The following is a 22,473-nucleotide window of genomic DNA, read 5'->3' as shown; positions in this document are numbered from 1 at the left end:
CGTACATCGTCATCCCTTGACAGCTCCCTGCATGATTCCGGAGACGATCTGCCGCCCGAGAAGGATGAAGATCACCAGGATGGGCAGAGTCGCCAGTGTGGTACCCGCCAGGACCAGCGAGTAGTCGACCGAGTAGCCGCTCTGGAGCTTCTCCAAGGCGAGCTGGATGGTCGGGTTCGAGGGATCGAGGACCACCAGCGGCCAGAGGAAGTCGTTCCACGAGGTCATGAATGTGAACAGAGCCAGGATCGCCGCCGCGGGTCGGGCTGCGGGCAGCACGACGTGCCAGAACGTGCGGATCATGCTGCATCCGTCCATCCGCGCGGCCTCCAGCAGCTCGTATGGAACCGCCGTGACCAGGTACTGCCGCATCCAGAACACGCCGAACGCGGTGACCAGGTTGGGCAGGATCACCGCGATCAGCTCGCCGGTCATCTCCAGCTCCGCCATCGCCATGAACATCGGGATGACCCCGAGCTGAGTCGGCACCGACAACGTGGCCACCACGAAGGCGAACAGCGCGTTGTTGCCTCGGAAGTTCAGCTTGGCGAAGGCGTAGCCGGCCAGCGTGCAGAAGAAGACCACCGACACGGTGACCACCGTGCCCACGATCAGACTGTTTCCCAGCGCGGCCCAGAACGGCGCGGTATCGAAGACCCTGGCCGCGTTGGCGAGGAAGTTGCCGCCCGGCCACATCGGCGGCAACTGCTGGGATGTGAAGGAACTGTCCCGGCTGGCGACCAGGAAGGACCAGTAGAGCGGGAACGCCGAACCGAGCACGAAGGCGATGAGCAAGCCGTAGGTGAGGAATCCGGGCTTGCCGATGATCGAACCCGGGTCTTGGCCCCGCCTGCGCTTGGCCTGTCCGTTCGAGGGTTTCGGCGCCGCCGTCAGGACACTCATCGTGGATCCTCCGTAGTCGATATTCGGCGGGTGATCCAGAAGTTGATGAGTGCGAAGATCACGATCACCAGGAAGAGGATCCATGCCGTCGCCGAGGCATAGCCGAGTTCGAAGTTCTCGAAGCCCTGTTGGTACATGAACAGCGTGACGGTCTGGAACTGACCGGTGGACCCGCCGTTGTTCGAGCCGGGCACCTCCGCGAACAGCTTCGGCTCGGTGAAGATCTGCAGGCCGCCCACCGTCGCGGTGATCACGACGAAGATCATCGTGGGACGCAGCATCGGCAGCGTCACGCTGATGAATCGCCGCCACCGGCCTGCGCCGTCCACGGTGGCCGCCTCGTAGAGATCACGGGGAATGGCCTGCATCGCCGCGAGGATGATCAGCGCGTTGTAACCGGTCCAGCGCCAGTTGACCATGCTGGCGATGGCGACGTGACTGAGGAACCGATTGGCATGCCAGTCGATGGGGTCGATGCCCACCAAGCCCAGCACCCCGTTGATCAGGCCGTATTCCTGGTTGAAGAGATTGCCGAAGATGATGCCCAGGGCAACCAGGCTGGCCACGTAGGGCAGCAGCAGTGCGACGCGGAAGGTCGTCCGAGCCCGCAGATGCGCGTCCAGCAGGACGGCGAACAGCAGCGCCATCACCAGCTGTGGGGCGGTGGACAGGATGAAGATGCTCAGCGTGTTGACCATGGCCTGCCAGAACCTGGCATCGCCCATCAACTCGACATAGTTGTCCAGACCGATGAACACCGGTTCGTCGGCGACCAGACTCCAGTCGAACAGCGAGACATAACTGGTGTAGAGCAGTGGGAACAGGCCCACGATGGCGAAGATGATGAAGAACGGCGCGATATAGAGGTACGGCGAGTAGCGGACGTCCCAGTGATTGAGCCGGTCCCGCAGACTCTGCCGCCCACCGTGGTCCCCGGGTGGTGCCGGATCGTCGTCCGTCTCCCGGCTCTCCGGGTCGCTCGACCCGGACGTTCCGACGGTCAGGCTGGACACTCCCCCTCCTTCATGGGGTGTCGGCGCGACTGCGGGCGCTCGCCGGAAGATTCTCCGGCGAGGCCCGCAGCGGCCTGGATGAGGTGGGCGAAGGTCAGCCTGCGAGGTTCTCGGCGCCGCTGACGACCGCGTCCCATGCCTGGTCGGCGTCTGCCGTTCCCTCCTCCACCGAGGCGAAGGCGGGCATGAAGACGTTGGTCTGGATCTGACCGTCACGAGGGCCCTTGAACTGGGCGGAGCCCACTGCTTCTGCCCGCTCAGCGAACAGGGCACCGGTATCGACGTCGAAGTACTCGTTGGTCAGCGAGAGCAGCTCCTCGGACTCCAGGGCCTCGACCTGGCTCGGGAACGGACCGGAGGCGACGAAGGCCCTGGTCTGCTGCTCCGGTGCGGTCAGCCAAGCAGCCAGTTCGGCAGCCTCCTCGGGGTGCTCGCTCTGGGTCGGCACGGTCAGCCAGGAACCGCCCCAGTTGCCACCGCCGTCGGGGAAGCCTTCGGCCACTCGCCAAACCTTTCCTTCCCCTGCCAGCCCCTCGATCTGGCCGAGCATCCACGGCGGGCAGGTCTTGGTGGCGAAGGCGTCGTCACCGAAGCTGGTCTCCCACGCCGGGCTGCCCATCTCCAACCCAGCCGACTGTCCGCCCTCGATCGCCGTGACGACCGTGTCCCAGTTCTCCTTGATCGCCGTGTTGGACTCGACCACCAGGTTGCTGTCGGTGTCGTAGTAGCCGATCTCCAACTGGTTGTGCATGGCGTTGAAGACCTGGGCGCCGGAGTCGAACCAGTGCGATTCGGGGTTCGCGGCGATGAATTCCTCGCCTGCCTCGAAGTAGGACTCCCAGGTGGCGAACAACTCGCCGACCTCGGCCGGCTCACTGGGCAGCCCGGCGTCTTCCAGCAGGTCCGCCCGGTAGCACATGGCCAGCGGCCCGATGTCGGTTCCGTAGCCGATCAGCTTGCCGTCCGGGGTCTGACCCCCCTCGAACTTGTAGTCCAGCCAACGATCCGCGGTCACCTCCTCCGGGCCGATCTCGGCGAGATCGTTGAACCGACCGGCTGCCTCCATCGCCTGCGCGATGTAGCCCTCCTCGACCGCCTCGATATCGGCGAGTCCCGAACCGGCACCGATCTTGGTGAACAGGTTCTGGTGGTGAGCTTCGGCGGTGCCGGTCTTACGGTGCGTGACCGTGATGCCGGGGTTGGCCTCCTCGTACTCCTCGAGTAATTCCTCGTAGCCCATCTCGTTGAAGCTCGCGACGACCAGCTCGATGTCGCCGTCCGCCGAGCTGCCCCCACCGCAGGCGGACAGGGTCAGGGCAGCGGTTAGGCCTACCGGCAGGGCGAGCATTCTCCGTTTCGGATGACGCACGACTGACTCCTCTTTCGGATGGAACCGGCTCGGGTGAACTCGACTGAAGGAGAACTAAAAAAGCAGCAGAAAAGCTGTGAGCGCTCCCAAATTCTTGGCCAACAGTGTCGAAGGCCACAGTGTCGAAGTCAAGAGGACGTTTCCAGGGTGTTACCTCAGTCGGGGTGGCCGTCTTGACCGGTATCGGCCATCGGTACCATCTGAACAGCATTTATCCGCTTACACCCCGCCTGGTGACCAACATCCTGTTGATTACGGACCCTCCCTCGCGGTCAGCTGACCCGCCGAACACGCAAACCAGCACATGGGAACGCTCCCACCAAACGGTGACCCCGCTGAACAGCAGCGACATTCACCCCGTGAACACGAACAGGTAGTTTGTAGCTATGAGTGAGGGCTAAGCCCGCGATGTCCTACCATCAGGGGCCGGGAGCGCTCCCAACGCTGGGGAGACTTTGCGTGCATCGTGCAGACCGGTCAACCAGGGCCGGGTGGGCGATCTCCTCCCCTCGGCGCAGTACGGAGGTGTTCTGACAGTGGCCGATGCCAACCAAGGGTTCGGAGCGGGCAGGCCCACCCTGGAGCAGGTGGCCGCCGCAGCCGGCGTGTCACGCGGCACCGTCTCTCGGGTGGTGAACGGCTCTCCCCAGGTGAGCGAATCGGCCAGGGCGGCGGTACTGCAAGCGGTCCACGAGCTCGGCTACGTGCCGAACCGGGCCGCTCGCAGTCTCGCCAGCAAGCGAGCCGACTCGGTCGCCTTCGTCGTGTCCGAGCCGGAGACGAGGGTCTTCGGCGAACCGTTCTTCGCGAGCCTGTTGCGCGGTGCGAGCCGGGAGCTGTCCAACAGCGGCCTCCAGATGGTGCTCGTGATGTCCTGGACCGCCAGGGAGCACGCCCAGGTCGAGCAGTACGTGCACAACGGGCATGTCGACGGATTGATGCTGGTCTCGGTACACGGCGACGATCCGTTGCCGGGCAGGTTGTCCGCAGGCGGGATCCCCGTGGTCATGGTGGGTCGACCGCATGTCACCACCCCGGATATCCCCTACGTCGACTCCGACAACGTCGGCGGCGCGCGCAGCGCCACCAACTACCTCTACGACCAGGGGCGACGTCGAATCGCCACCATCACCGGTCCGCAGGACATGTCGGTGGGCATCGACCGGCTCGCCGGCTACCGCTCGGCGCTGCGCGGCCGACGCGGGGTGCCACGCGACCTGTACGCCATCGGCGACTTCGGCCGGGAGAGCGGCGAGCGGGCGATGTACCAGCTCCTGGAGCGCGAACCGATGTTGGACGGGGTGTTCGCGGCCAGCGATCTGATGGCGGCGGGCGCGCTCAGCGCGCTGCGAGCCAAGGGCCGTCGGGTTCCGGAGGACGTCGCGGTCATCGGCTTCGATGATTCCGAGGTCGCCGGGCATACCGACCCGCCGCTGAGTTCGGTCCGCCAACCGGTGGAGTTCCTCGGACGTGAGATGGCGCGCATGCTGCGGATCATGATCGAGGGCGGCGACCGCAACGTGGCACCGCTGATCGCGCCCACCGAGTTGGTCCTGCGCGGCTCGACCTGAGCCGACCGAGGGCCGCCGAGGTCGCTCGCCTGCCGAGAAGCCTGGCGAGAGCAGCCCGTCTGGTCGAGCACGGTGGTGACACATTTCGAGACAGACAGTGCCATCCGGGTGATCGATGCGCCGCCCCGTGCGGCGGAGACTGCCCGCTCGTCGGGTGATCGATGCCCGAACAGGCAGTGTCGCCCGCCGAATCGGAAGCCCTCCGGAGGCACCGGTGCCCCGCTGTGTTCGGCCGGTGCGATCCGCCGGACACACAGGCCTGCTCGACGCGGCCTACCGAGCAGCGCGCAGCTGAACAAACCGGCATTTCGGGCAGTATTCGAAGTGAACGGTAACAGGTTACGCGACCGTAGGTTTCGACCCCTCCGCAGGTCAGGCACAGTGTGTTTCCGGTTAGGGTCTGCGCCATGCCGGAACTCGTCTATCCGCCGGTCGTCATCGCCAGCAAAGCCCTGTTCCGGATACTGGATCTGCGGCTGAGCGTCACCGGGGCCGAACACGTGCCCCGGACCGGTGGCGCGGTGCTCGCGTCCAACCACGTCAGCTACCTCGACTTCATCTTCTGCGGCTACGGCGCACAGCCCGCCAAGCGGCTGGTCCGGTTCATGGCCAAGAAGTCGATCTTCGATCACCGCATCGCCGGACCACTGATGCGCGGGATGAGCCACATCCCGGTCGATCGGGCGGCGGGTGCCGAGTCCTATGACCAGGCTTTGGCCGCGCTCCGGTCCGGCGAGGTCGTCGGGGTCTTCCCCGAGGCCACGATCAGCCGGTCCTTCACCGTGAAGGGGTTGAAGAACGGGGCGGCTCGACTGGCGGCAGCGGCGGGCGTGCCGCTCATCCCCGTGTCGCTGTGGGGCACCCAGCGACTGTGGACCAAGGGCAGGCCGCGCACGCTCAACCGGCGTCATGTCCCGGTCTCGATCGACCTCGGCGAACCGTTACACCCCACCGAGAACGACTCCGCGGAGGATGTCACCGCCGTACTCCGGGAGCGGATGACCGCGCTGCTCGACGCGGCGCAACGGTCGTATCCGGATCAGCCCGCCGACTCCTCGGACAGCTGGTGGCAGCCCGCGTATCTCGGTGGTTCCGCGCCGACGCCGGAGGAAGCCGCCGAACTCGACGCGCGCCGCCCGGAAGGCGGCTGACCCACGCCCACGCCACCGCCGCAGTGCGATTCCGAATCCGAAGTCGAGCCTGCGGCGGTGGGCGCGTCGCCTTAATGCGGGATCATGCCGGTGAGCACGGTGGACTGCAGCAACGCGATCACCCCCACCGCGAGGGTGAGCAAGATCGACCAGAGGAAGGTCTTGCGCAGCAGCAACGACTCCTTGCCGGTCTGACCGATCGCGGTGGCTCCCACCGCGAGATTCTGCGGTGAGATCATCTTGCCCATCACGCCTCCGGAGCTGTTGGTGCCGCCCGCGAGGGTGGGATCGATGTCGAGTTGCTGAGCCGAGATCACCTGCATGGGACCGAACAGGCTGTTGGCCGAGGCATCCGAGCCGGTGAGGAACACACCGAGCCAGCCGATGAATGCCGAGAACAACGGGAACAGCACCCCGGTGGTGGCGAAGGCCAGGCCCAGGGTGGAGGTGGCGCCGGAGTAGTTCATCACGAACGAGATCGACAGGATCATCATGATCGTCGCCAGGGCCCAGCGCATCTGCACGATGGTGCGGCCGTAGACCCGGAGCAGGGTCATGGGCCGCGCGCCCATCATCACGCCTGCGATGATCGTCGCGATCAGGGCGACCGATCCGGGCGAGAACAGCAGATCGAGGGTCAGCACGGCCGGATAGTCGGCGTCCTGCGGGGTGATCGGTGGCACGCGAACCACCACCTCGTGCAAGCCGGCCCAGGGAATGTCGAGGGTGGCCCGCTGCAGCAGCGCGGTGACGTCCAACCAGGCGGGCAGACCGGGGAACAGGGTGCCGATTCGGGACACCACGATCACCACGATCAGTACCAGGTAAGGCATCCAGGCGTAGAGACCGCTCCTACGGCGACCCGCCGTGGCGAGCCGACCCGCAGCAGGCTCGGCGTCGCCGACGGCGCCCGATCCATCGCCGGTCTGCGCGGCATCGGAGCCTGCCCGATGCCCGTCGGTCTTCTCGGCAGGCTCAGAGTCGAAACGCCAGACCTCACGGGGACTCCAGAACCGGGTGAGCAGCCACAGTGAACCCATCGCGGCCAGGGCGGCACCGACATCGACGAGGCTGGGGCTCACATAATTGGAGATCAGGAACTGCGTGATGGCGAAGCTGCCACCGGTGACCAACAGGGCGGGCCATACCTCGACCATCCGCCGCCAGCCCGCCAGTACGACGACCATGAACGCCGGAATGATCAGGGCCAGGAACGGAAGCTGTCGGCCGGACATCGCCGAGAACAGCTGCGTTGCCTCCTCGACCTCGACGCCCAGCAGCGGGGCGGTCACATTGCCGAGCACGATCATCGGGTTGCCCAGACCGCCGAAGGCCACCGGAGCGGTATTGGCCAACAGGGCGAGCACCACGGCCTTGATCGGCGGGAAGCCCAGCGCCGCCATCATCGCCGCGGTGATGGCGATCGGGGACCCGCCGCCTGCCACACCCTCCAAGAGCGCGCCGAATCCGAAGGCGATGAGCAGCGCCTGAATCCGTCGGTCCGGACTGAAACCGGCGAGGGCGGCCTTGATGCTCTCGAATCGTCCCGTCTCGACGGTGACGTTGTGGAAGAACACCGCGTGGAACGCGATCCACGCGATCGGCCAGATGCCGAAGACCAGACCCAGCAGCGCCGCGTTGCCCGCCAGGCCGACCGGCATCCCATAGGCGAACACCGCGATGCCCAGCGCGGTGAGCAGCGCCAAGGCCGCCGAGAGGTGCGCCGAGCGGCGGAACACCCCCAACGCCGATAAGAGCACGATGATCGGTAGGGCGGCGAGCAGCGCGGAAAGCCACAGCCCGCCCACCGGTTCGTAGTCCTGGACCCAACCCACGGCCAACTCCTTCGTCCTCGCAGGTCGCGGCGGCATGGCGAGCCACCGCACTCGGGCCCGACGTCATTGCCGTGTCCGAGGTGTCGCTAACTTCCGGCCGGCACGTAGCCGAGCCTGCGGGAGAGTCCGGCGGCAGCTGCTGCCACCGCACGGCCCAACCGCTCGACCAGGGGAAGAACCCGATCCGCCGGGCCCGCGATGCTGAGCGCGGCCACCGGACGTCCGGTCCGATCGCGGACGGCGGCCGCCACGCAGCCGACCTCCGGTTCGTTCTCGATGTCGTCGATCGCCCAACCTCGACGCGCGGTCTGCGCCAGCTCCTCCAGGAGTCGGTCCGGATCGACGATCGTGTTGGGAGTGAGCCGGACCAGATCCATCCGCGCTACCCGTTGAACCCGTTCGGCGGGCGGTAGTGCCGCCAGCCATGCCTTGCCGAGCGAGGTGACGTGTTGCGCTCGACGGCCGCCGAGGCGACAGTTCAGCGTCACGGCCCGGACGCCCTGTTCCTTGGCGAGGTAGACCATCGAGTCGTCCTCCGGCACCGCGAGATACACCGTCTCCGCCGATTCCTCGGCCAGTGGCGCCATGAACTGTGGTGCGCTGCGATGCAGGTCGGCCGCGTCCATCGCCTGCACGCCCAGCTGCACCAGTCGGGTGCCGAGCCGGACCCGTCCGGTGATGTGGTCGGCCTCCAGGTAACCGAGTTCCTTGAGCGTGTTGACGATGCGGTAGGCCGCGCTGCGGCTCAGCCCGAGTTGGGCGGCGACGGCGTTGGTGGAGATCTCCTGAGCGGCTCCGATGTGTTCCAACACGGCCAGGCCGCGTTCCAGGGTGCCGCTCTGCTCGATCTTCTGCGCTGTGGACAGTGGCTTTCGGACTTCGGTGGGTCGGCGGGTGGCCGTCGATTGCCCCGTTGGGTCGGCCATGGCGTCCTCCAGGAGTCTCTACTCGGTCGGGAGCCACAATGTACCGATCACCGGGACATCGACGGTCGGAGATCGCCGACGTCTCAGCGCGCCAACCAGCCGCCGTCCACCGCGAGGACCTGGCCGGTGACGTAGTCCGAGGCCTGCGAACTCAGGAACACCACCGCCCCGGCCAGATCGGCGCCGGTGCCCCACCGACCGGCGGGAATCCGAGCGAGAATCGCGTCGTACCGCTGCGGATCGTCCCGAAGAGCCTTCGTGTTGTCGGTCGCGAAATATCCAGGCGCGATGGCGTTGACCTGCACACCGGACGGCGCCCACTCGTTGGCCAACGCCTTGGTCAGTCCCGCCACGGCGTGTTTGCTCGCCGCGTAGCCGACCACGTTGATTCCGCCCTGGAAACTCAACATCGACGCGATGTTGACGATCTTCCCCGCGCCCCTGGCCACCATCGGTCCGGCAATGGTCTTGGTGAGCAGGAACAACGAGTCGAGGTTGACGGCGAGCACGTCGTCGAAGTCCTGGCGGCTGTGTTCCAGTGCTGGACCACGGCGGATGATGCCCGCGTTGTTGACGAGGATGTCGATTCGCTGTCGTTCGAGCAGGTCCTCGGCGGCGGGGATCACCGCGTCGGGGTCGGCCAGATCGACGTGCACCTCCGTCGCCTGCCTGCCCACCGTTCGAACCTCGTCGAGGACCGGTGTCAGATCGCCGCCATGGCCGAGCAACACCAGGTCGGCACCGGCCGAGGCCAGTGCCTGGGCCATCGCCCGCCCGAGACCGGTGCGAGCCCCCGTCACCAATGCGGTTCGGCCCTCGAGGGAGAACAATCCCGGCGCGGTCATCGCAGATCGGCCATGTCGACGTGGTCCATGTCCTCGAAGGAGTAGTTCTCGCCCGCCATGCACCAGACGAAGGAGTAGTCCGAGGTGCCGACGCCCGAGTGCACCGACCAGGCTGGCGAGATCACGGCCTGCTCGTTGCCGACGATGAGGTGCCGGGTCTCCTCGGGTCGGCCCATCAGATGCACGACCCGCGCCGATTCGGCCAGGTCGAAGTACAGGTAGCACTCGGTGCGCCTGGCATGGGTATGGCACGGCATGGTGTTCCAGACCGAACCGGGCAGGATCTCGGTGAACCCCATCATGAGCTGGCAGCTCGTCACGAGGGTGCCGTCGATATAGCGGTGCAGTCGACGCCGATTCGCCCCCTTCTCGGTACCGAGATTGATCGGCTGAACCTGGTCCGCCCGCACCAACACCGTCGGATGGGTCTGGTGGGCCGGTGCGGAGCAGAGATAGAGCTTCGGCGCCCGAAGGCCGTCTCGTGCGGCGAAGGACACCTGCTCGCTGCCGCGTCCGATGTAGAGCAGGTCGCGGCCCGTCAGCACGTACTCGACGCCGTCGACGGTGACGGCGGCGGCGCCGTCGACGCAGAACACCGCGAGTTCGCGGCGCTGGCAGAAGTACTCGGTTCGCACGGCGTCGTCGACGGGCAGGGACAGCGGCAGATCGGCGATCGGCATCGCGCCGCCCAGGATCACGCGATCCTGATGGCTGTAGGTCAGCCGTACCTCGCCCGGAACGAACAGGTCCGTCACCAGGTAGCGATCCCGCAGTTCCTCGGTGCCATAGCTTCGCGCGTCGTCGGGATTGGTCGCGTACCGAACATCCATCGGCTGTCTGCCCCCACCACACTCTCATGTACCGGTAATCGGTACATGATTCCGATCAGTGGGAGAAAAATTAACACCGCACCCAGATCACGCCAAGGAGCCGATCAGCCCAACGGACTGGGTCCGATGGCGGCGGCCACCTGGGAAACGCCCGGTGTGGCGCGGTCGCCCGCCGGCAGTGCCGCCGCCGGACGACCGCAATCGGTCATCGCCTCACAGGACCTTGAGCAAGGCTGCGGCCCTCGATGCGAACGTCTCGTCCTCGGTACGAACCGCCCGATCCAACAACTCCTTGGCCTCGGCGATCGCGCCGGCCTGCGCACGGATCTCGCCGACGCGATAGGCCGCCTCGGCGATCAACTCCGGATCATCGGTGTTGGCCAGCGTGTAGCCGTAGTGCTCGGCGGACTCGGCGAACTCGTCGCGCCAGTAATGCAGTTCGGCCAGGTGCGCGGCGGCCAAGGGTGCTCGCTCGTCACCCGCATCGACCAGCCGCAGGAACCAACGGGCGCCTTCCAGCGGGTCCCGCCGATCCTTGGCGATCAAGCCGAGATTCATCGCCGCCGAGCCCGCGACCTGCGGGTCCGACGACGCCGCCGCAGGTTCCCACCAGCGGCGGGCCTCGGCGAAATCCTCCTCGTGATACGCCATCGCTCCGAGACTCAACAAGGCCTGGTCGGCATACTTCCGGTCCTTCGACTCGACGACCTTGCGCAGTGCCGCCCGGGCCGTCTCGTCGTCGCCCTGTTCGCGGGCCCGCTGGGCGAGCAGGTAGTTGCTGATCGGCGAGAAGTCGTCCTCCGTGGCGGCCGCCGATCGCAAGAGGTCCGACGCCGAGGCCGCGTCGCCTTCCTCCGCCATCCTGAACGACAGCATGGCCTTCAGCGCGCTGTTCATCCGACCGGAACCGTGGTCGCTCAGCCTCGTCAACAATTCACGGGCGGCGGTTTCCTCGCCCTGCTCGCGGAGGAGTTCGTAGAGCTTGTACCCCGCCACCAAACCCAGATCGCCGCTGTCTGCGGCGAGGGCCTGTTCGAAGGCGCGACGAGCCGCTGCCCGATCGTCGGTGGCCAGCAAGGTCTCGCCCAGCCGGAGATTCAGCTCCGTAGCGACCGAATCGGTCGCGTACTCCAGGCCGAGACGCAGGTAGGGGATGAGCACGGCCGGGTCGGCCGACTGCCGGTCGAAATCCGAGGTGTCCTGTTCGTCGGGGTCCGTATCGGACGATTCCAGTGCCAGCCGCAAGATGATCCGCACGGCCCGATCGGTCTGCCCGAGGCCGACCATCAGCCGCAATGTCTCGATGGCATCCTCATGCTCGGCGGCCGCGAACTGTTGGCCGGAGACCACGACCAGGTTCTCGATCAGCTCGTCCGATGCGTCGATGCCGCATGCCGCAGCCTTGGCGAAGGCGGCCGCCGCGCTGCGCCGGTCACCCGCCTCGAAATACAACACGCCCAGGCTGTATTCGGCCCGGTAGACCATGTCCTTCTCGCCGGAATCGGCCGCGAGGCGGAACTCGGCGATCGCCCCGTCGGTGTCCTCCGCCGTCATCAACATGCGTCCGATCGTGTTGTGCAGGTACGGCTCCATTCCGCTGTCCGGCACCGCAAGGGCCTCCCGGCGCAAGCGCAACGCCTCCGGCCAGTCACCCCGGGCCGATGCCAGGTCGGCCAGGCGGGCGAACCCGAATGCCACTGTCGCGGGGTCCGTCTTCGTCGCCGCCGCCCGCACCAACAGCGGGACATGCCGATCGGACCTCCGGCCCGCTTCCGCATCCTCATCGAAGTACTTCGAGATCACATCGATGAATGCTCGGCCGTACTCCCGTGGTTCGCCGGTCTGTTCGGCACGATCCCACGCGCGATGAGCTGCCTGCACATCCCCGGCGGCGCAGTACAGCGCGCCGAGCAACACGCCGGCGGGCACGGATTCGGACCCGCCGATATCCACGGCACGCTCGCAGAACCAGATTGCTTCGCTGGTGTCGTCGTTCGCCGCGAGGATCACGGCAGCCCAGCGACCGCACTGCGCGCCCGCCTGGCCGCCGATCTCCAAGGCCTGCCGGTAGCAGTCGACCGCGAGGGAGTCGTCGCCCTCCTGCTCGGCCATACCGCCACGATCACTCCACGCCGACGCCCGCTGTTCTGGCGTGCCGTGCTCGATGGCCAAGTTGGCCAGGCCGTGGGCGGCGGCGGTCTCCCCCGCTTGATGCAGGCCGACCAGAAAAAGCGTCAGCACGGCGACTCCTCGGCTGGGATCGGCGGGCTCGGTGCCGAGATATCGGGCCAGCGCCTCGGCGGCCGCGGCGACATCGCCCGCGTGCCCGGCCAGCCCCAGCTCCGCCAGTTCGACCGATCCGTAGTGCTCGGTCAGGGCCGCCAGTGCGTCCTCGGTATCGCCGTTGGCCGACAGGCTGTACCCGCTCTCCTCCAGGGTGGCCAGTCCCAACCAGTGCCTGGCCATGCCGATGACCTCACCGACCCCGGTCTCCAACGCCTCGGTGTAGAACTTCGTGGCGCCCTCGGGGTCTCCCGAGGTCCGGAACTCGTCGCCCAAGCGCAACAGGGCCTGCGCCCGCAAGGAGAGCATCCGCTCCGGGTCGTGCCGCTGCGCTTGCGGCGAAGCCGCGCCGCTGGCCGAGGCCTCGATGGCGCATCGCAGAAACCATCGGGCCGACTCGCCTCGCCGCTGCTGGATCAACGCCGCGTTGAAAGCAGCCATTGCAACGAGGTCGCCCGACCCGACCTCGATCAATCGGGTGTAGGCCGCCACCGCACCGGCCGGATCCGCCTCGGTGCGCCCGAGACCGAGTTCCCATGCCGCGTCCGCAGCCGCCGGTCCGTCGCCTGCGGCGATCTCCCGGAGGATCGCGGGCTCCGAGACGGCTTGCTGCTCTCGCCACACCGAGCCGATGCTCTCCACCGCGTGCACCGCACGCTCGGAATCGACACTGCGGGCCACCTCGGACCACGAAGCGACGGCCGCGTCCGAGGCACCTCGGTCGTTCTGGGAGGCCCCGAGCAGCATCCGGGCGTGCAGCGCCCAGACATCGGTGACCTTCGCGGCGACCTCCGTCCAGATCCATTCGGTGAGCTGATGAACGCCTCGATCATGGAAGGCATGCGCGAGCGCCGCCACGATGTCCTTGATCGCCCCGAAACCGTCGGCGGCCTCGAGAGCCAGCACCAAGGACGACTCTGCCTGGTCGAACTCCTCACGGATGGTGTGCGCGCAGAAGGCCGCGATACCGGTCTGATCGTGACCGTCCATGGCTGCGACCTGATCGAGGAAGGGCAGCGCCCGCGCGATCGCCCCGTCCTCCAACAGCAGCTCAGCGGCCGCCAGAGCCGCCTTCGGCGCCTCGGTGGAGTGCCCGCTGCCCGCGACGCGTATCGCCAGTGCGGCCCGCTGCTTGCGGTCGTCGTCCGTGGCGAGGTAGATCAGTTGCAGGCCACCGAATGCCTGCGGCAGCAGGCAGGCAAGTCCGGAGTCGAGCGCGGTCTCGAACAGCGACCGAGCCTCCGACAGTTTCGCGGTGTCCTGGTCGTCGATAGCGGTGAGGAGCCGGATTCCCACTTCGGCGGCGGCGAACGGCGCCAGGGCCGGATGCCCGTCGGTGAGACAACGTCGCAGCAGGTCGTGCTGGAGTTCCTCCTCCACCAGATCCTTGCCGAGGGTGACCAGCGTGAGCGCCGCCCGGGCCGCGATCAGAGGATGGTGGGCCGACTGCGCCAACATCACCAGGGTCGAGCCGGCATCGCCCTCACCTCGGTGCATCGCCGCCTCGGCGAGGAAGAGGGTCGCGAGCCGATCGGTCAATGAATCCGAGGTGCCTGCGAGCTGCTGCCACTGCTCCTCGGCCCCAGCTGGGTCGTACAAGAATCGCTGTCTCGGGCCGAGCGCGGGTCCGATCAGATCGAGGGGTTCGTCCAACAACGCGGCCAGGAACACCGCGTCCTCCGCCAGCTTGGTGTACTCGCTGCGACGTCCGAACTGTAATGCGGTCCGGGCAGCGGTCACATCACCGTGCACTGCCTCGAGCAGCCCCAGCGAGAATGAGGCGATGGCCGAGTGCATCGGACCATCGGAGTGCAGCGACGCCGTCAACAACGTGCGTGCCTCGACGATGTCGCCGCGCTCCAGCGCGAGGCGGGTGGAGCGCATGGCGGGGCCTGCATCTTCCCGGCCCGGTTCGTTATCGAGCTTCTCGCCGGCGGTGAGCCAGAGCAGTGCGGTCGTCGCACTATGCGCCGCCTCGGGATCCGGCCCGTCCGCAGCGATCCCGAAGGCGTCACGGGCGCCCGCGATGTCGTCTACCCGAGCCAGCAGGACACCGAGGTTGTACGCGGCCCGTGGGCCCAACTCCTCGTGTCCGCTGTCGATCACCTTTCGGAAGGCCTCGGCCGCACCATCGATGTCGCCCTGCTCGGCGCGGAACTCGGCGAGGACACCCCAGCCTGAGCTCGCGAAATGGGGATGTCCGGTGTTGATGACGCGCAGATAGAGCTGCTCGGCCTCCTCGGTCTCGCCCGCAGCGGCGAGTTCCTGACCGAGCTGGATCATCGACTCCAGACGCACTGCGGGCCGTGGGTCCTTGGCGGCCTCGCGGAAGGCCGCGATAGCCCCGGTCCCGTCCTCGAAGTCCTGGAGCACGCTGCCCAGCAATTTGTAGCCCCAACCGAGGTGTTCGGGGTGGCCTAACTCGATGATCTGCTCCGCGAGCTCCCGGGCCTCGTCGTAGTCCTCCTCGGCGGCGCGAATGCCGAACAGCTGCATCGCCGCCAGTGAGGCGAAGTGCGGATGGCCGCTGGATCGCACCCGCTCCAGGATCTCCTCGGCCTCGTCCACCATTCCGCTATCGCCCAGCCCTTGGGCCAGTTGCAAGGCGGCGCCGAGTTCGTCCTCGTCATCCGGACCGCCCGAGGTCGGCAGCTCCAATTCCTCGGCCATCGCACGAATCTCGGGGTCCGCCGAGTCCAGCGCAACGGCCAGGATCCGTCGGGCGCCGGAGATATCGCCCAAGCCGCTCAGCGCATGCGCGAGCCCGACATTCGCCCGGCCCGCCAGCTCGGGGTCGGCGCTGTCTGCGGCAAGGTGCAGCAGCGGGCGCGCGAGGGTGTACCGCTGTTCCTCGATCAGCGCCGCACCCAGCATCAAGGCCGCGTAGGCGGAGTGGATGGGGTGGCCGGAGTCCACGGCGGCCTGCAGCGCCGCATCGCGCGCCTCGCGGTCGGGGCCATCGGCCAGCAGCAACCCGAGCGTGACCAGCGCTGCGGGCCGGGCCTCTATGTCGCCCCCTTCGATGATCTCGTTCAGGATCTCCTGGGCCGCGAGGGTCTCGCCCCGCCGCACACACTCCTTGGCCTCGGCAATCCGCTGCTGCCAGAAATACATCCGGTTCCTGCCCTCAACACCCCAGGGGTCGTGGGTCACGGCGTGGCCACCACCCAAAACCCGCCAAAAACTGATTGACGTCGCCCAATTCACACCATTGGCTGCGCACTTCGGCGCCCGCGACGAGATTCAACCATATGGTCGAGCGGTGACACTCAGGCCATTTCACGCCGTTTCAAGCGCTTCCATCAAGCCCACCACCAGGGAGTTAAGGCATCCTGGCATCACCGGGGAAACCACTTCGTGATCAAAGTAATCCGAAGTGCAGCAGAAATCATCCGAATACCATTTTCGAATCGACGCCGCTGGCCTTTCACACACTTCACGCCGGTTTGAATTCACCCATTACGAACATTGCGGACATCGACACCGGAGGCGATCGACACCCGACCCCGGACACACCTGCGGGGTCCGGCACCTACGGCCGGACCCCGCCATCGAGAACCCTCAGGACTGATCGCCCTTGGGCCGGGCGCGATCGCCGTAACGACGCCGGAACTTCTCGACCCGACCCGCGGTGTCGACGAGCCGTTGGGTTCCGGTCCAGAACGGGTGGGACGAGGAACTGACGTCCACGATGATCAACGGATAGGTGTTGCCATCGGACCACTCGACCGTTCGTTGCGAGGTCATCGTCGAACGGGTCAGAAACGAGTCGCCCGTGGAGGAGTCCCGAAACACCACCGGGTGGTAGTCGGGATGGATGTCCTTCTTCACCTGTCGTCCTTCCTGTCGGTAGATCGCGACGGAGATGGCCGCACGCCACCCGCCCCCGGGGGATGCCCTCGGGGGCGGCCGAGGCCGACCCGACCGCCCTAATCAATAACGATTTTCATTTCTATTCGACCACATCGAACCCCCTCACCCCGACCTCGGGCCCGCCTCGCCCCACGTCGTCGCCGCGACGTCGAACCGGGCGGAGACACCGCGAGGTCGCCGTGCAGCCCGCCTCTCGCCGGGTACCCCTGCGCCATGGAGTCCGACACCCCGACCCCGACACGGCTTATCGATAACGGTTATCATGTTCTCCAGCGCGAAGCAGTCGCCGAGGGAGCAGCACCGACGACGCACCGCTCGCCCTGCTCGAACCCAAGGAGGAACCCAGCCATGTCCGCCGTCTGTCAGGTCACCGGTGCCAAGCCGGGGTACGGCAAACGGGTGTCGCACTCCCACGTACGCACGTCCCGACGGTGGGAGCCGAACCTGCAGCGTCGCCGCTACTGGCTGCCCAGCGAGAAGCGCTGGATCCGACTGCGGGTCTCCACCACCGGCATCAAGATCATCGACCGCCGGGGCATCGAATCCGTCGTCGCCGAACTTCGAGGAAAAGGGGTGCGAATCTGATGGCACGCAACGACGTACGTCCGATCATCAAGCTCAAGTCCACCGCAGGCACCGGCTACACCTATGTCACCAGGAAGAACCGTCGCAACGACCCGGACCGCATGCGCATTCGGAAATACGACCCCGTGGTCCGCAAGCACGTCGAGTTTCGCGAGGAACGCTGAATGGCCAAGAAATCGAAGATCGCCAAGAACGAGCAGCGCCGATTGGTGGTCGCCCGCTATGCCCAACGCCGCGCCGAACTGAAGGAGATCATCCGCGCTCCCCAGTTCAGCGCGCAGGAGAAGGCCGCCGCGCAATCGGCACTGCAGCGACTCCCCCGGGATGCCAGTCCCACCCGACTGCGCAATAGGGACGCCACCGATGGCAGGCCGCGAGCCTATCTCCGAACCTTCGGAGTATCCCGGATCCGATTCCGCGAACTGGCACACAACGGTGAATTGCCCGGTGTCCGGAAATCGAGTTGGTGAGGAGGACACGATGCCCACGAAGGCACGGGGAAGCAAGGTCCGCCCACTCAAGCGCAAGATCAACCTGCTCAAGCGCGAGGGTGTGGAACATGTCGACTGGAAGGACGTGTCCCTACTGCGCAAATTCCTGTCCGACCGGGGCAAGATCCGGGCTCGGCGAGTCACGGGACTGAGTTCCAGCCAACAACGGGAGGTGGCCAGGGCGATCAAGAACGCCAGGGAGATGGCCCTGTTGCCCTATCCGAGTCAGCAGGCGCGATAACCACGCAGTCCTGCGAGACTGGCGGACGGTCATGCTCGCCCGAGTCATCCCGATCCCAGGAGGTCGACACACCATGCCGCAGGTCTCCTCCCTCGCACTGAACAACGGAGTGCGCATTCCCCAACTCGGATTCGGCGTCTTCCAGATACCCGACTCCGAGACGGAGGCGGCGGTCGACGCCGCCCTCGAGGCCGGTTATCGCAGTATCGACACGGCGAATCTCTACGCCAACGAGGCCGCTGTCGGTCGGGCCGTGCGGACCTCGGGAATACCGAGGGAGGAGCTTTTCATCACGACCAAGCTGGGTAACGACGATCATGGTTATGCCAGTGCCCTGCGTGCGTTCGACGAGAGCATGGAGAAGCTGGGGCTGGAATATCTGGACCTGTATCTCATCCACTGGCCCCAGCCGAAACGAGACCACTACATCGACACCTGGCGCGCGTTCGAGAAGCTCCTCGAAGAAGAACGGGTCCAGGCGATCGGCGTCTCCAATTTCCAGGTCGCGCATCTCAAGCGACTGCTCGATTCGAGCGCGGTGGTGCCCTCGATCAACCAGATCGAACTACACCCGAACCTCGTTCAGCACGAGCTCCGCGAATTCCACGCGGCACACAACATCCTGACCGAGGCCTGGAGCCCACTGGCCAAGGGCGGGCTGCTCACCGACCCGACGATCACCGCGCTGGCCGAGAAACACGATCGGACCCCGGCTCAGGTGGTGTTGCGCTGGCACATCCAGCTCGGGAACGTGGTCATCCCCAAGTCCGTCACGCCGTCCCGGATCGCAGAGAACATCGACGTCTTCGATTTCACCCTGTCCGAGGACGACATCGCCTCGATCACCGGGCTGAACTCGGACACCAGGACCGGGCCGCACCCGGACCGACAGGGCTGAGTCTGATCGCTCGACGTCACCCTGGTACCCCCGTCGCGACCGGCCGACGGGGGTACCGACGTTTTCACAGGCCCCGAACACGTCCTCAACTCGGTGAGGAGAGCAGCAGGAAGCCACCGAATGCCAGACACCCCACGGCGACGAGGAAGAAGAAGGCGGTCCACACCAGGGCCGTTCCACCCGCCAATCGCGCCAGCTGATCCGGGTCGGAGTCCCGCGCGCCGGAGCTCCGCCGGTGTCCTCCGATCTCCATGACCGGTCGAACGCCGCCGAACAACAGGAACCAGCTGAAGGCATACCCGAAGGTGACCTGGATGGACTCCGGGGCGAACCACGACACGCAGAACACCAGCGCACCGGTCAGCACCAGCGAGAGCACGCCGAAGAGGTTGCGGATCATGAGCAGCATCGCGGCCAGCAACCCGACGGTGACCCAGAGCAACAGGGTGTGCTGCTGCGAGATCATCGCCCAGGCTGCGGCCAACCCCAGCAGCGGACAGGCCAGATAGCCTGCCAGCACGGTGAACACCATTCCCGGACCGGTACGCCGCCCGGAGGAGACCGTGACACCCGAGGTGTCGGAATGCAGGCGGATACCCATCAACCTGCGTCCGGTGAGCAACGCGACCACCGCGTGCCCACCCTCGTGCACGATGGTGACCACATTGCGCGTCAGTCGCCATAATCGCCGCTGCCCCACGAGCACCAGGGCGAGCAGCCCGGTCCCCAGCACCAAGGTCAGTTCCGAACTCAACGGTGCCTCGACCAGCTCGCGCCACTCGATGTCCAGCGTGCCCACCTCCGGTTGACCGAAATCCTCGGCTGTTCGACTCCATCAGACACGATGCCTGGCGCTCCGACCCACCCCGCCCCGAACGCCCGCGAATGAATCTCGCGACACATCCACCCATCCTTCACCGATGGCCTCGGGTGAACATCGAGGTCTCACGCGCGAGAACGGCGAATGAACCAGGGGAACGACCCCTTAGCCAACCCTGAATCAACCCCGAAAACATCACTATGTAATTGAACCGGCGAGCCAGGTGTGTCACCGTTTCGATAGCGACGGCGGACCGTAGACGGCGAACGGCCCGACCCGAGAAGATCGAGCGGAGAAGGTCGACCGAGAGACATGTTCGACGTAGCAACCACCGGTAGATCGATGGCCACGCTCCTCCATCCGGCGGAGCCCGGCCTCACCCACCTGCTCGACACGGTCGCCGATGAGCGCAGACCCGGTGGAGTGAGTGGTCCGACGCGCCTGATTCGTGGGCAGGCGGACCGCCCGGCATCCGACATGAGAGGCTCGACTGCTCCCTGAGGGGTGACGAGCGGGACTTTCGACGATCCGTCGGAAAGCTTCCGGCGGCACCTCCGAGCCCCGTATTTTGGGTTGTATCCACCACCGGATCAGCGTTCCTGCACGGAAGGATCAGACAGATTTCCCCGCTCCTGAGGCGCGCAGGCACGAGCCGAGGCAGGTTCCGCCTTCGACGACGAGCACTGCACTTTCCGCCGATGATCCCGGCGCAGGTCGGCACCCACGACTCCGGACATCGCCAACGGCAGCTTCGCGTGCTGCACTTCAGTGACACCTATCTCCCGCGTCGCGACGGGATCGTCACCTCGGTGCGCACGCTGATGTCGAGCCTCGCCGCCGCAGGCAACCCGAGCATGTTGGTGGTGCCCCGGCACCCCAAGCAGGAGAGCGAGCCCGGCGTGCTCCAACTGGGCTCGGTGCCGTGCGGGGTCGCCGGGCTCCGGCTCACCTGGCCACGCAGCCGCCATGTCGCGCAGCTGGCCGAGTGGAAGCCCGACCTGGTCCACGTGCACACGCCGGGACCCATGGGACTCCTGGGGCTGTTCGTGGCGCGGTCACTGAACCTGCCCATCGTGCACACGTATCACACGGACCTCCACGCGTACGCCGAGGCATATCGCATCCCGGCCATCGGCCTGCGGACGCTCATGCGTCTCTACGCCCGCAGACTCGGCACCGACGTGCCGAAGATCGACCGGGACGTCGAGCGGCGCGGCGCGACCATCGACGCCATCAACCAGATCCTGCTCGGCGATGCCGACGCGATCATCGCGCCGACCGCGGCCATCCTGGATCGCGCCAAGCTTCCGATGCACAGTGACAAGCTCTTCGTCGCGCCTGCGGGGATCAACCTGCCGAGGATCGAGCCCAAGGCCGCTCAGGAGCTTCGTAGCCAGTGGGGTATCGCCCCCGACGCCCCGGTGGCGTTGTTCGTGGGCCGGATCAACCGGGAGAAGGGCATCGACCTGCTCGCTCCCGCGTTCGCCAAGGTGATCGAGAAGATCCCGTCGGCACGGCTGATGCTCATCGGCGCGGTGTACGAGCGGCGGTGGTTGACGAAGCTGCTGGCCGAGCACGGCATCACCGACCACACGATCATCCTGGAGCAGCAGCCGCCGGACGTGGTCGCGGCGGGCTACGCGGCGTCCCAGGTCTTCGCGTTCCCCTCGATGACCGACACGCAGGGTCTGGTGTTGCAGGAGGCCGCACTCACCGGGCTGCCCTCGGTGCTGTGCGACCCGGCGTTGCACGCCTCGGGCCCGCTCGGCGACGACGCGGTGCTCGCCGAGAACACTCCGGATGGCTTCGGTGACGCCCTGCTCCGGTTGTTGGGCGACCCGGAGTCCACCGAACGGCTGGGTGCGGCCGCGCGCTCCCGGGTGCAGTCGTTGACCCCGAATCGCTATGCCGAGGCCATGCGGCAGATCTACGAGCACGCTCTGAACTGACCTTCGTTGTGACACGGGCGGCCATGGCATGCCTGCCGGTCGCCCGTCGTCCCACCGTGCCGTCGTCGTACCCGAGCCGTGCAGGCCCGATGCTCGGGAACGCTATTCCAAGACCGGCGCCGGGCCGGACTCCTCGGGGACGGTGGCCGCCGACGACACCGGGGCCACCGTGTCGGTCTCCTCGTCGGTCCGCCCCTCCGGCGCCTGTACGAGGGCGATCTCGTCGTCCTCGCGCGCCAGCAGGCCCCGGAAGAGCAGGTCCAGGTACTGCTCGGTCAGCTCCGCACCGGAGGTCCGGCCGCGCGGGTTGAACCAATGCGCCGCATTCCACACCGACTCGTGGGCCACCCGGTAGAGCAGCGCGCCGTCGAAGTCCTGGCGGAAGACGCCCGCTCGCTGGCCCTCGCCCACCAGCGTCGCCCACTGACGCTGTACCCAACGGCGATGCCGATCGAGATACGCGAACCGGTCCACCCTGGCCAGGTGCCGCCGCTCGGCCTGGAAGACCGCGATCGCCTCCAGATGGGTGTCCAACAACCCGATGTCGGTGCGAAGCAGCCCCGCGATCATCTCCCTGGGTTGGCCGCCCTCATCGAGCACCTGTTGGTATCCGCCGCGCTGGGCGGCGAGCAGGCCACGCAGCAGCTCGTCGGCTAAGGACTCCTTGGAGTCGAAATGGTGGTAGAGGCTGCCCGAGAGGATGCCCGCCGCATCCGCGATCTCCCGCACGCTGGTGGCGAGATAACCCTGGGCCGCGAACAGCCTGGCGGCGATGGCGAGCAGCTCGTCACGGCGTCTCGGCGATGCGGCCGGACGCCGTTTGACCGGTCCTCTCGGTCCCCCGGCGACTCCGGGTCGCTTGCTGCTCACGCTCTGCCTTCCACTAGGCG

At 66.7% G+C, this 22,473-nt stretch carries 19 protein-coding genes; 8 read left to right on the top strand and 11 right to left on the bottom strand.

The genetic code is table 11. The features are described 5' to 3' along the window. Nucleotides 1-9: 9 nt before the first annotated feature. From BKA25_RS09525 to BKA25_RS09515, 3 genes are all read right to left on the bottom strand, one after another. Nucleotides 10-903 (bottom strand): carbohydrate ABC transporter permease, encoded by an 894-nt coding sequence (locus BKA25_RS09525; protein WP_069850523.1) that lies wholly within the window; start codon nt 901-903, stop codon nt 10-12. Next, nucleotides 900-1,907 carry a carbohydrate ABC transporter permease gene (locus tag BKA25_RS09520; RefSeq protein ID WP_069853835.1) on the bottom strand — a complete coding sequence of 336 codons (1,008 nt, stop codon included), beginning with the start codon at nt 1,905-1,907 and terminating at the stop codon, nt 900-902. The genes BKA25_RS09525 and BKA25_RS09520 overlap by 4 nt, the downstream gene beginning before the upstream one ends. 103 nt (nt 1,908-2,010) lie before the next feature. Further along, on the bottom strand, nt 2,011-3,264 hold the full coding sequence (locus tag BKA25_RS09515) for an ABC transporter substrate-binding protein (protein WP_069850524.1): 1,254 nt from the start codon (nt 3,262-3,264) through the stop codon (nt 2,011-2,013). Between the two features lie 557 nt (nt 3,265-3,821). On the opposite strand from BKA25_RS09515, the gene BKA25_RS09510 reads away from it, so the two are divergent. After that, nucleotides 3,822-4,856 carry a LacI family DNA-binding transcriptional regulator gene (locus tag BKA25_RS09510; RefSeq protein ID WP_069853837.1) on the top strand — a complete coding sequence of 345 codons (1,035 nt, stop codon included), beginning with the start codon at nt 3,822-3,824 and terminating at the stop codon, nt 4,854-4,856. A 407-nt stretch (nt 4,857-5,263) separates the two neighbouring features. Further along, a complete protein-coding gene (locus tag BKA25_RS09505; RefSeq protein WP_069850526.1) occupies nt 5,264-6,007 on the top strand; it encodes a lysophospholipid acyltransferase family protein in 744 nt (247 codons plus the stop codon). 71 nt (nt 6,008-6,078) lie between these two features. On the opposite strand, the gene BKA25_RS09500 is transcribed toward BKA25_RS09505, so the two are convergent. The 6 genes from BKA25_RS09500 to BKA25_RS09475 all read right to left on the bottom strand — a co-directional run bounded on the left by BKA25_RS09500 (nt 6,079) and on the right by BKA25_RS09475 (nt 16,557). After that, a complete protein-coding gene (locus BKA25_RS09500) occupies nt 6,079-7,842 on the bottom strand; it encodes an L-lactate permease (RefSeq protein ID WP_069853838.1) in 1,764 nt (587 codons plus the stop codon). A gap of 86 nt (nt 7,843-7,928) precedes the next feature. After that, nucleotides 7,929-8,768: an IclR family transcriptional regulator gene (locus tag BKA25_RS09495; RefSeq protein WP_084643194.1), complete on the bottom strand. Its 840-nt coding sequence runs from the start codon at nt 8,766-8,768 to the stop codon at nt 7,929-7,931. Between the two features lie 83 nt (nt 8,769-8,851). After that, complete coding sequence (kduD, locus tag BKA25_RS09490; RefSeq protein WP_069850528.1) at nt 8,852-9,613, bottom strand: 2-dehydro-3-deoxy-D-gluconate 5-dehydrogenase KduD; 762 nt, start codon at nt 9,611-9,613, stop codon at nt 8,852-8,854. Beyond that, complete coding sequence (gene kduI, locus BKA25_RS09485; protein WP_069850530.1) at nt 9,610-10,443, bottom strand: 5-dehydro-4-deoxy-D-glucuronate isomerase; 834 nt, start codon at nt 10,441-10,443, stop codon at nt 9,610-9,612. The genes kduD and kduI overlap by 4 nt, the downstream gene beginning before the upstream one ends. 213 nt (nt 10,444-10,656) lie before the next feature. After that, nucleotides 10,657-15,879 carry a tetratricopeptide repeat protein gene (locus BKA25_RS09480; RefSeq protein ID WP_157421156.1) on the bottom strand — a complete coding sequence of 1,741 codons (5,223 nt, stop codon included), beginning with the start codon at nt 15,877-15,879 and terminating at the stop codon, nt 10,657-10,659. Nucleotides 15,880-16,287: 408 nt separating this feature from the next. Beyond that, nucleotides 16,288-16,557, bottom strand: coding sequence for a type B 50S ribosomal protein L31 (locus BKA25_RS09475; protein WP_069850534.1), 270 nt, complete (start codon nt 16,555-16,557; stop codon nt 16,288-16,290). Between the two features lie 390 nt (nt 16,558-16,947). Between BKA25_RS09475 and rpmB the strand changes: the two genes are divergently transcribed. The 5 genes from rpmB (at nt 16,948) to BKA25_RS09450 (ending at nt 18,814) form a co-directional block, all read left to right on the top strand. Further along, nucleotides 16,948-17,184 carry a 50S ribosomal protein L28 gene (gene rpmB / locus BKA25_RS09470; protein WP_069850535.1) on the top strand — a complete coding sequence of 79 codons (237 nt, stop codon included), beginning with the start codon at nt 16,948-16,950 and terminating at the stop codon, nt 17,182-17,184. Then, nucleotides 17,184-17,348 (top strand): 50S ribosomal protein L33, encoded by a 165-nt coding sequence (gene rpmG / locus BKA25_RS09465; protein ID WP_069850537.1) that lies wholly within the window; start codon nt 17,184-17,186, stop codon nt 17,346-17,348. The genes rpmB and rpmG overlap by 1 nt, the downstream gene beginning before the upstream one ends. Then, a complete protein-coding gene (gene rpsN / locus BKA25_RS09460; RefSeq protein WP_069850538.1) occupies nt 17,349-17,654 on the top strand; it encodes a 30S ribosomal protein S14 in 306 nt (101 codons plus the stop codon). Between the two features lie 10 nt (nt 17,655-17,664). Further along, nucleotides 17,665-17,916, top strand: a complete 252-nt coding sequence (gene rpsR, locus BKA25_RS09455; protein WP_069850540.1) for a 30S ribosomal protein S18 — start codon at nt 17,665-17,667, stop codon at nt 17,914-17,916. A gap of 73 nt (nt 17,917-17,989) precedes the next feature. Next, nucleotides 17,990-18,814, top strand: coding sequence for an aldo/keto reductase (locus BKA25_RS09450; protein ID WP_069850541.1), 825 nt, complete (start codon nt 17,990-17,992; stop codon nt 18,812-18,814). Between the two features lie 85 nt (nt 18,815-18,899). Here BKA25_RS09450 and BKA25_RS09445 read toward each other — a convergent pair whose 3' ends face one another. Further along, complete coding sequence (locus tag BKA25_RS09445; RefSeq protein ID WP_236750305.1) at nt 18,900-19,613, bottom strand: M50 family metallopeptidase; 714 nt, start codon at nt 19,611-19,613, stop codon at nt 18,900-18,902. Nucleotides 19,614-20,332: 719 nt separating this feature from the next. Between BKA25_RS09445 and BKA25_RS09440 the strand changes: the two genes are divergently transcribed. Further along, nucleotides 20,333-21,583 (top strand): glycosyltransferase, encoded by a 1,251-nt coding sequence (locus BKA25_RS09440; RefSeq protein WP_069850543.1) that lies wholly within the window; start codon nt 20,333-20,335, stop codon nt 21,581-21,583. Nucleotides 21,584-21,685: 102 nt separating this feature from the next. Here the strand turns inward: BKA25_RS09440 and BKA25_RS09435 are convergent, their stop codons facing one another. Continuing rightward, complete coding sequence (locus tag BKA25_RS09435) at nt 21,686-22,453, bottom strand: TetR/AcrR family transcriptional regulator (RefSeq protein WP_069850545.1); 768 nt, start codon at nt 22,451-22,453, stop codon at nt 21,686-21,688. Between the last annotated feature and the right edge of the window lie 20 nt (nt 22,454-22,473).

The organism is Actinoalloteichus hymeniacidonis, assembly GCF_014203365.1.
Lineage (GTDB): Bacteria > Actinomycetota > Actinomycetes > Mycobacteriales > Pseudonocardiaceae > Actinoalloteichus_A > Actinoalloteichus_A hymeniacidonis.
The sequence above is the reverse complement of the archived record's forward strand: the minus strand, read 5'-3'. Positions and strand labels throughout refer to the sequence as shown.

Bases quoted from the DNA above. Each gene is read 5' to 3' on its own strand.
- BKA25_RS09515 (WP_069850524.1), bottom strand. From the start codon at position 3,264: ATGCTCGCCCTGCCGGTAGGCCTAACCGCTGCCCTGACCCTGTCCGCC.
- rpmG (WP_069850537.1), top strand. From the start codon at position 17,184: ATGGCACGCAACGACGTACGTCCGATCATCAAGCTCAAGTCCACCGCA.
- BKA25_RS09505 (WP_069850526.1), top strand. From the start codon at position 5,264: ATGCCGGAACTCGTCTATCCGCCGGTCGTCATCGCCAGCAAAGCCCTG.
- rpsN (WP_069850538.1), top strand. From the start codon at position 17,349: ATGGCCAAGAAATCGAAGATCGCCAAGAACGAGCAGCGCCGATTGGTG.
- BKA25_RS09525 (WP_069850523.1), bottom strand. From the start codon at position 903: ATGAGTGTCCTGACGGCGGCGCCGAAACCCTCGAACGGACAGGCCAAG.
- kduD (WP_069850528.1), bottom strand. From the start codon at position 9,613: ATGACCGCGCCGGGATTGTTCTCCCTCGAGGGCCGAACCGCATTGGTG.
- kduI (WP_069850530.1), bottom strand. From the start codon at position 10,443: ATGGATGTTCGGTACGCGACCAATCCCGACGACGCGCGAAGCTATGGC.
- BKA25_RS09495 (WP_084643194.1), bottom strand. From the start codon at position 8,768: ATGGCCGACCCAACGGGGCAATCGACGGCCACCCGCCGACCCACCGAA.
- rpmB (WP_069850535.1), top strand. From the start codon at position 16,948: ATGTCCGCCGTCTGTCAGGTCACCGGTGCCAAGCCGGGGTACGGCAAA.
- BKA25_RS09440 (WP_069850543.1), top strand. From the start codon at position 20,333: ATGATCCCGGCGCAGGTCGGCACCCACGACTCCGGACATCGCCAACGG.
- rpsR (WP_069850540.1), top strand. From the start codon at position 17,665: ATGCCCACGAAGGCACGGGGAAGCAAGGTCCGCCCACTCAAGCGCAAG.
- BKA25_RS09450 (WP_069850541.1), top strand. From the start codon at position 17,990: ATGCCGCAGGTCTCCTCCCTCGCACTGAACAACGGAGTGCGCATTCCC.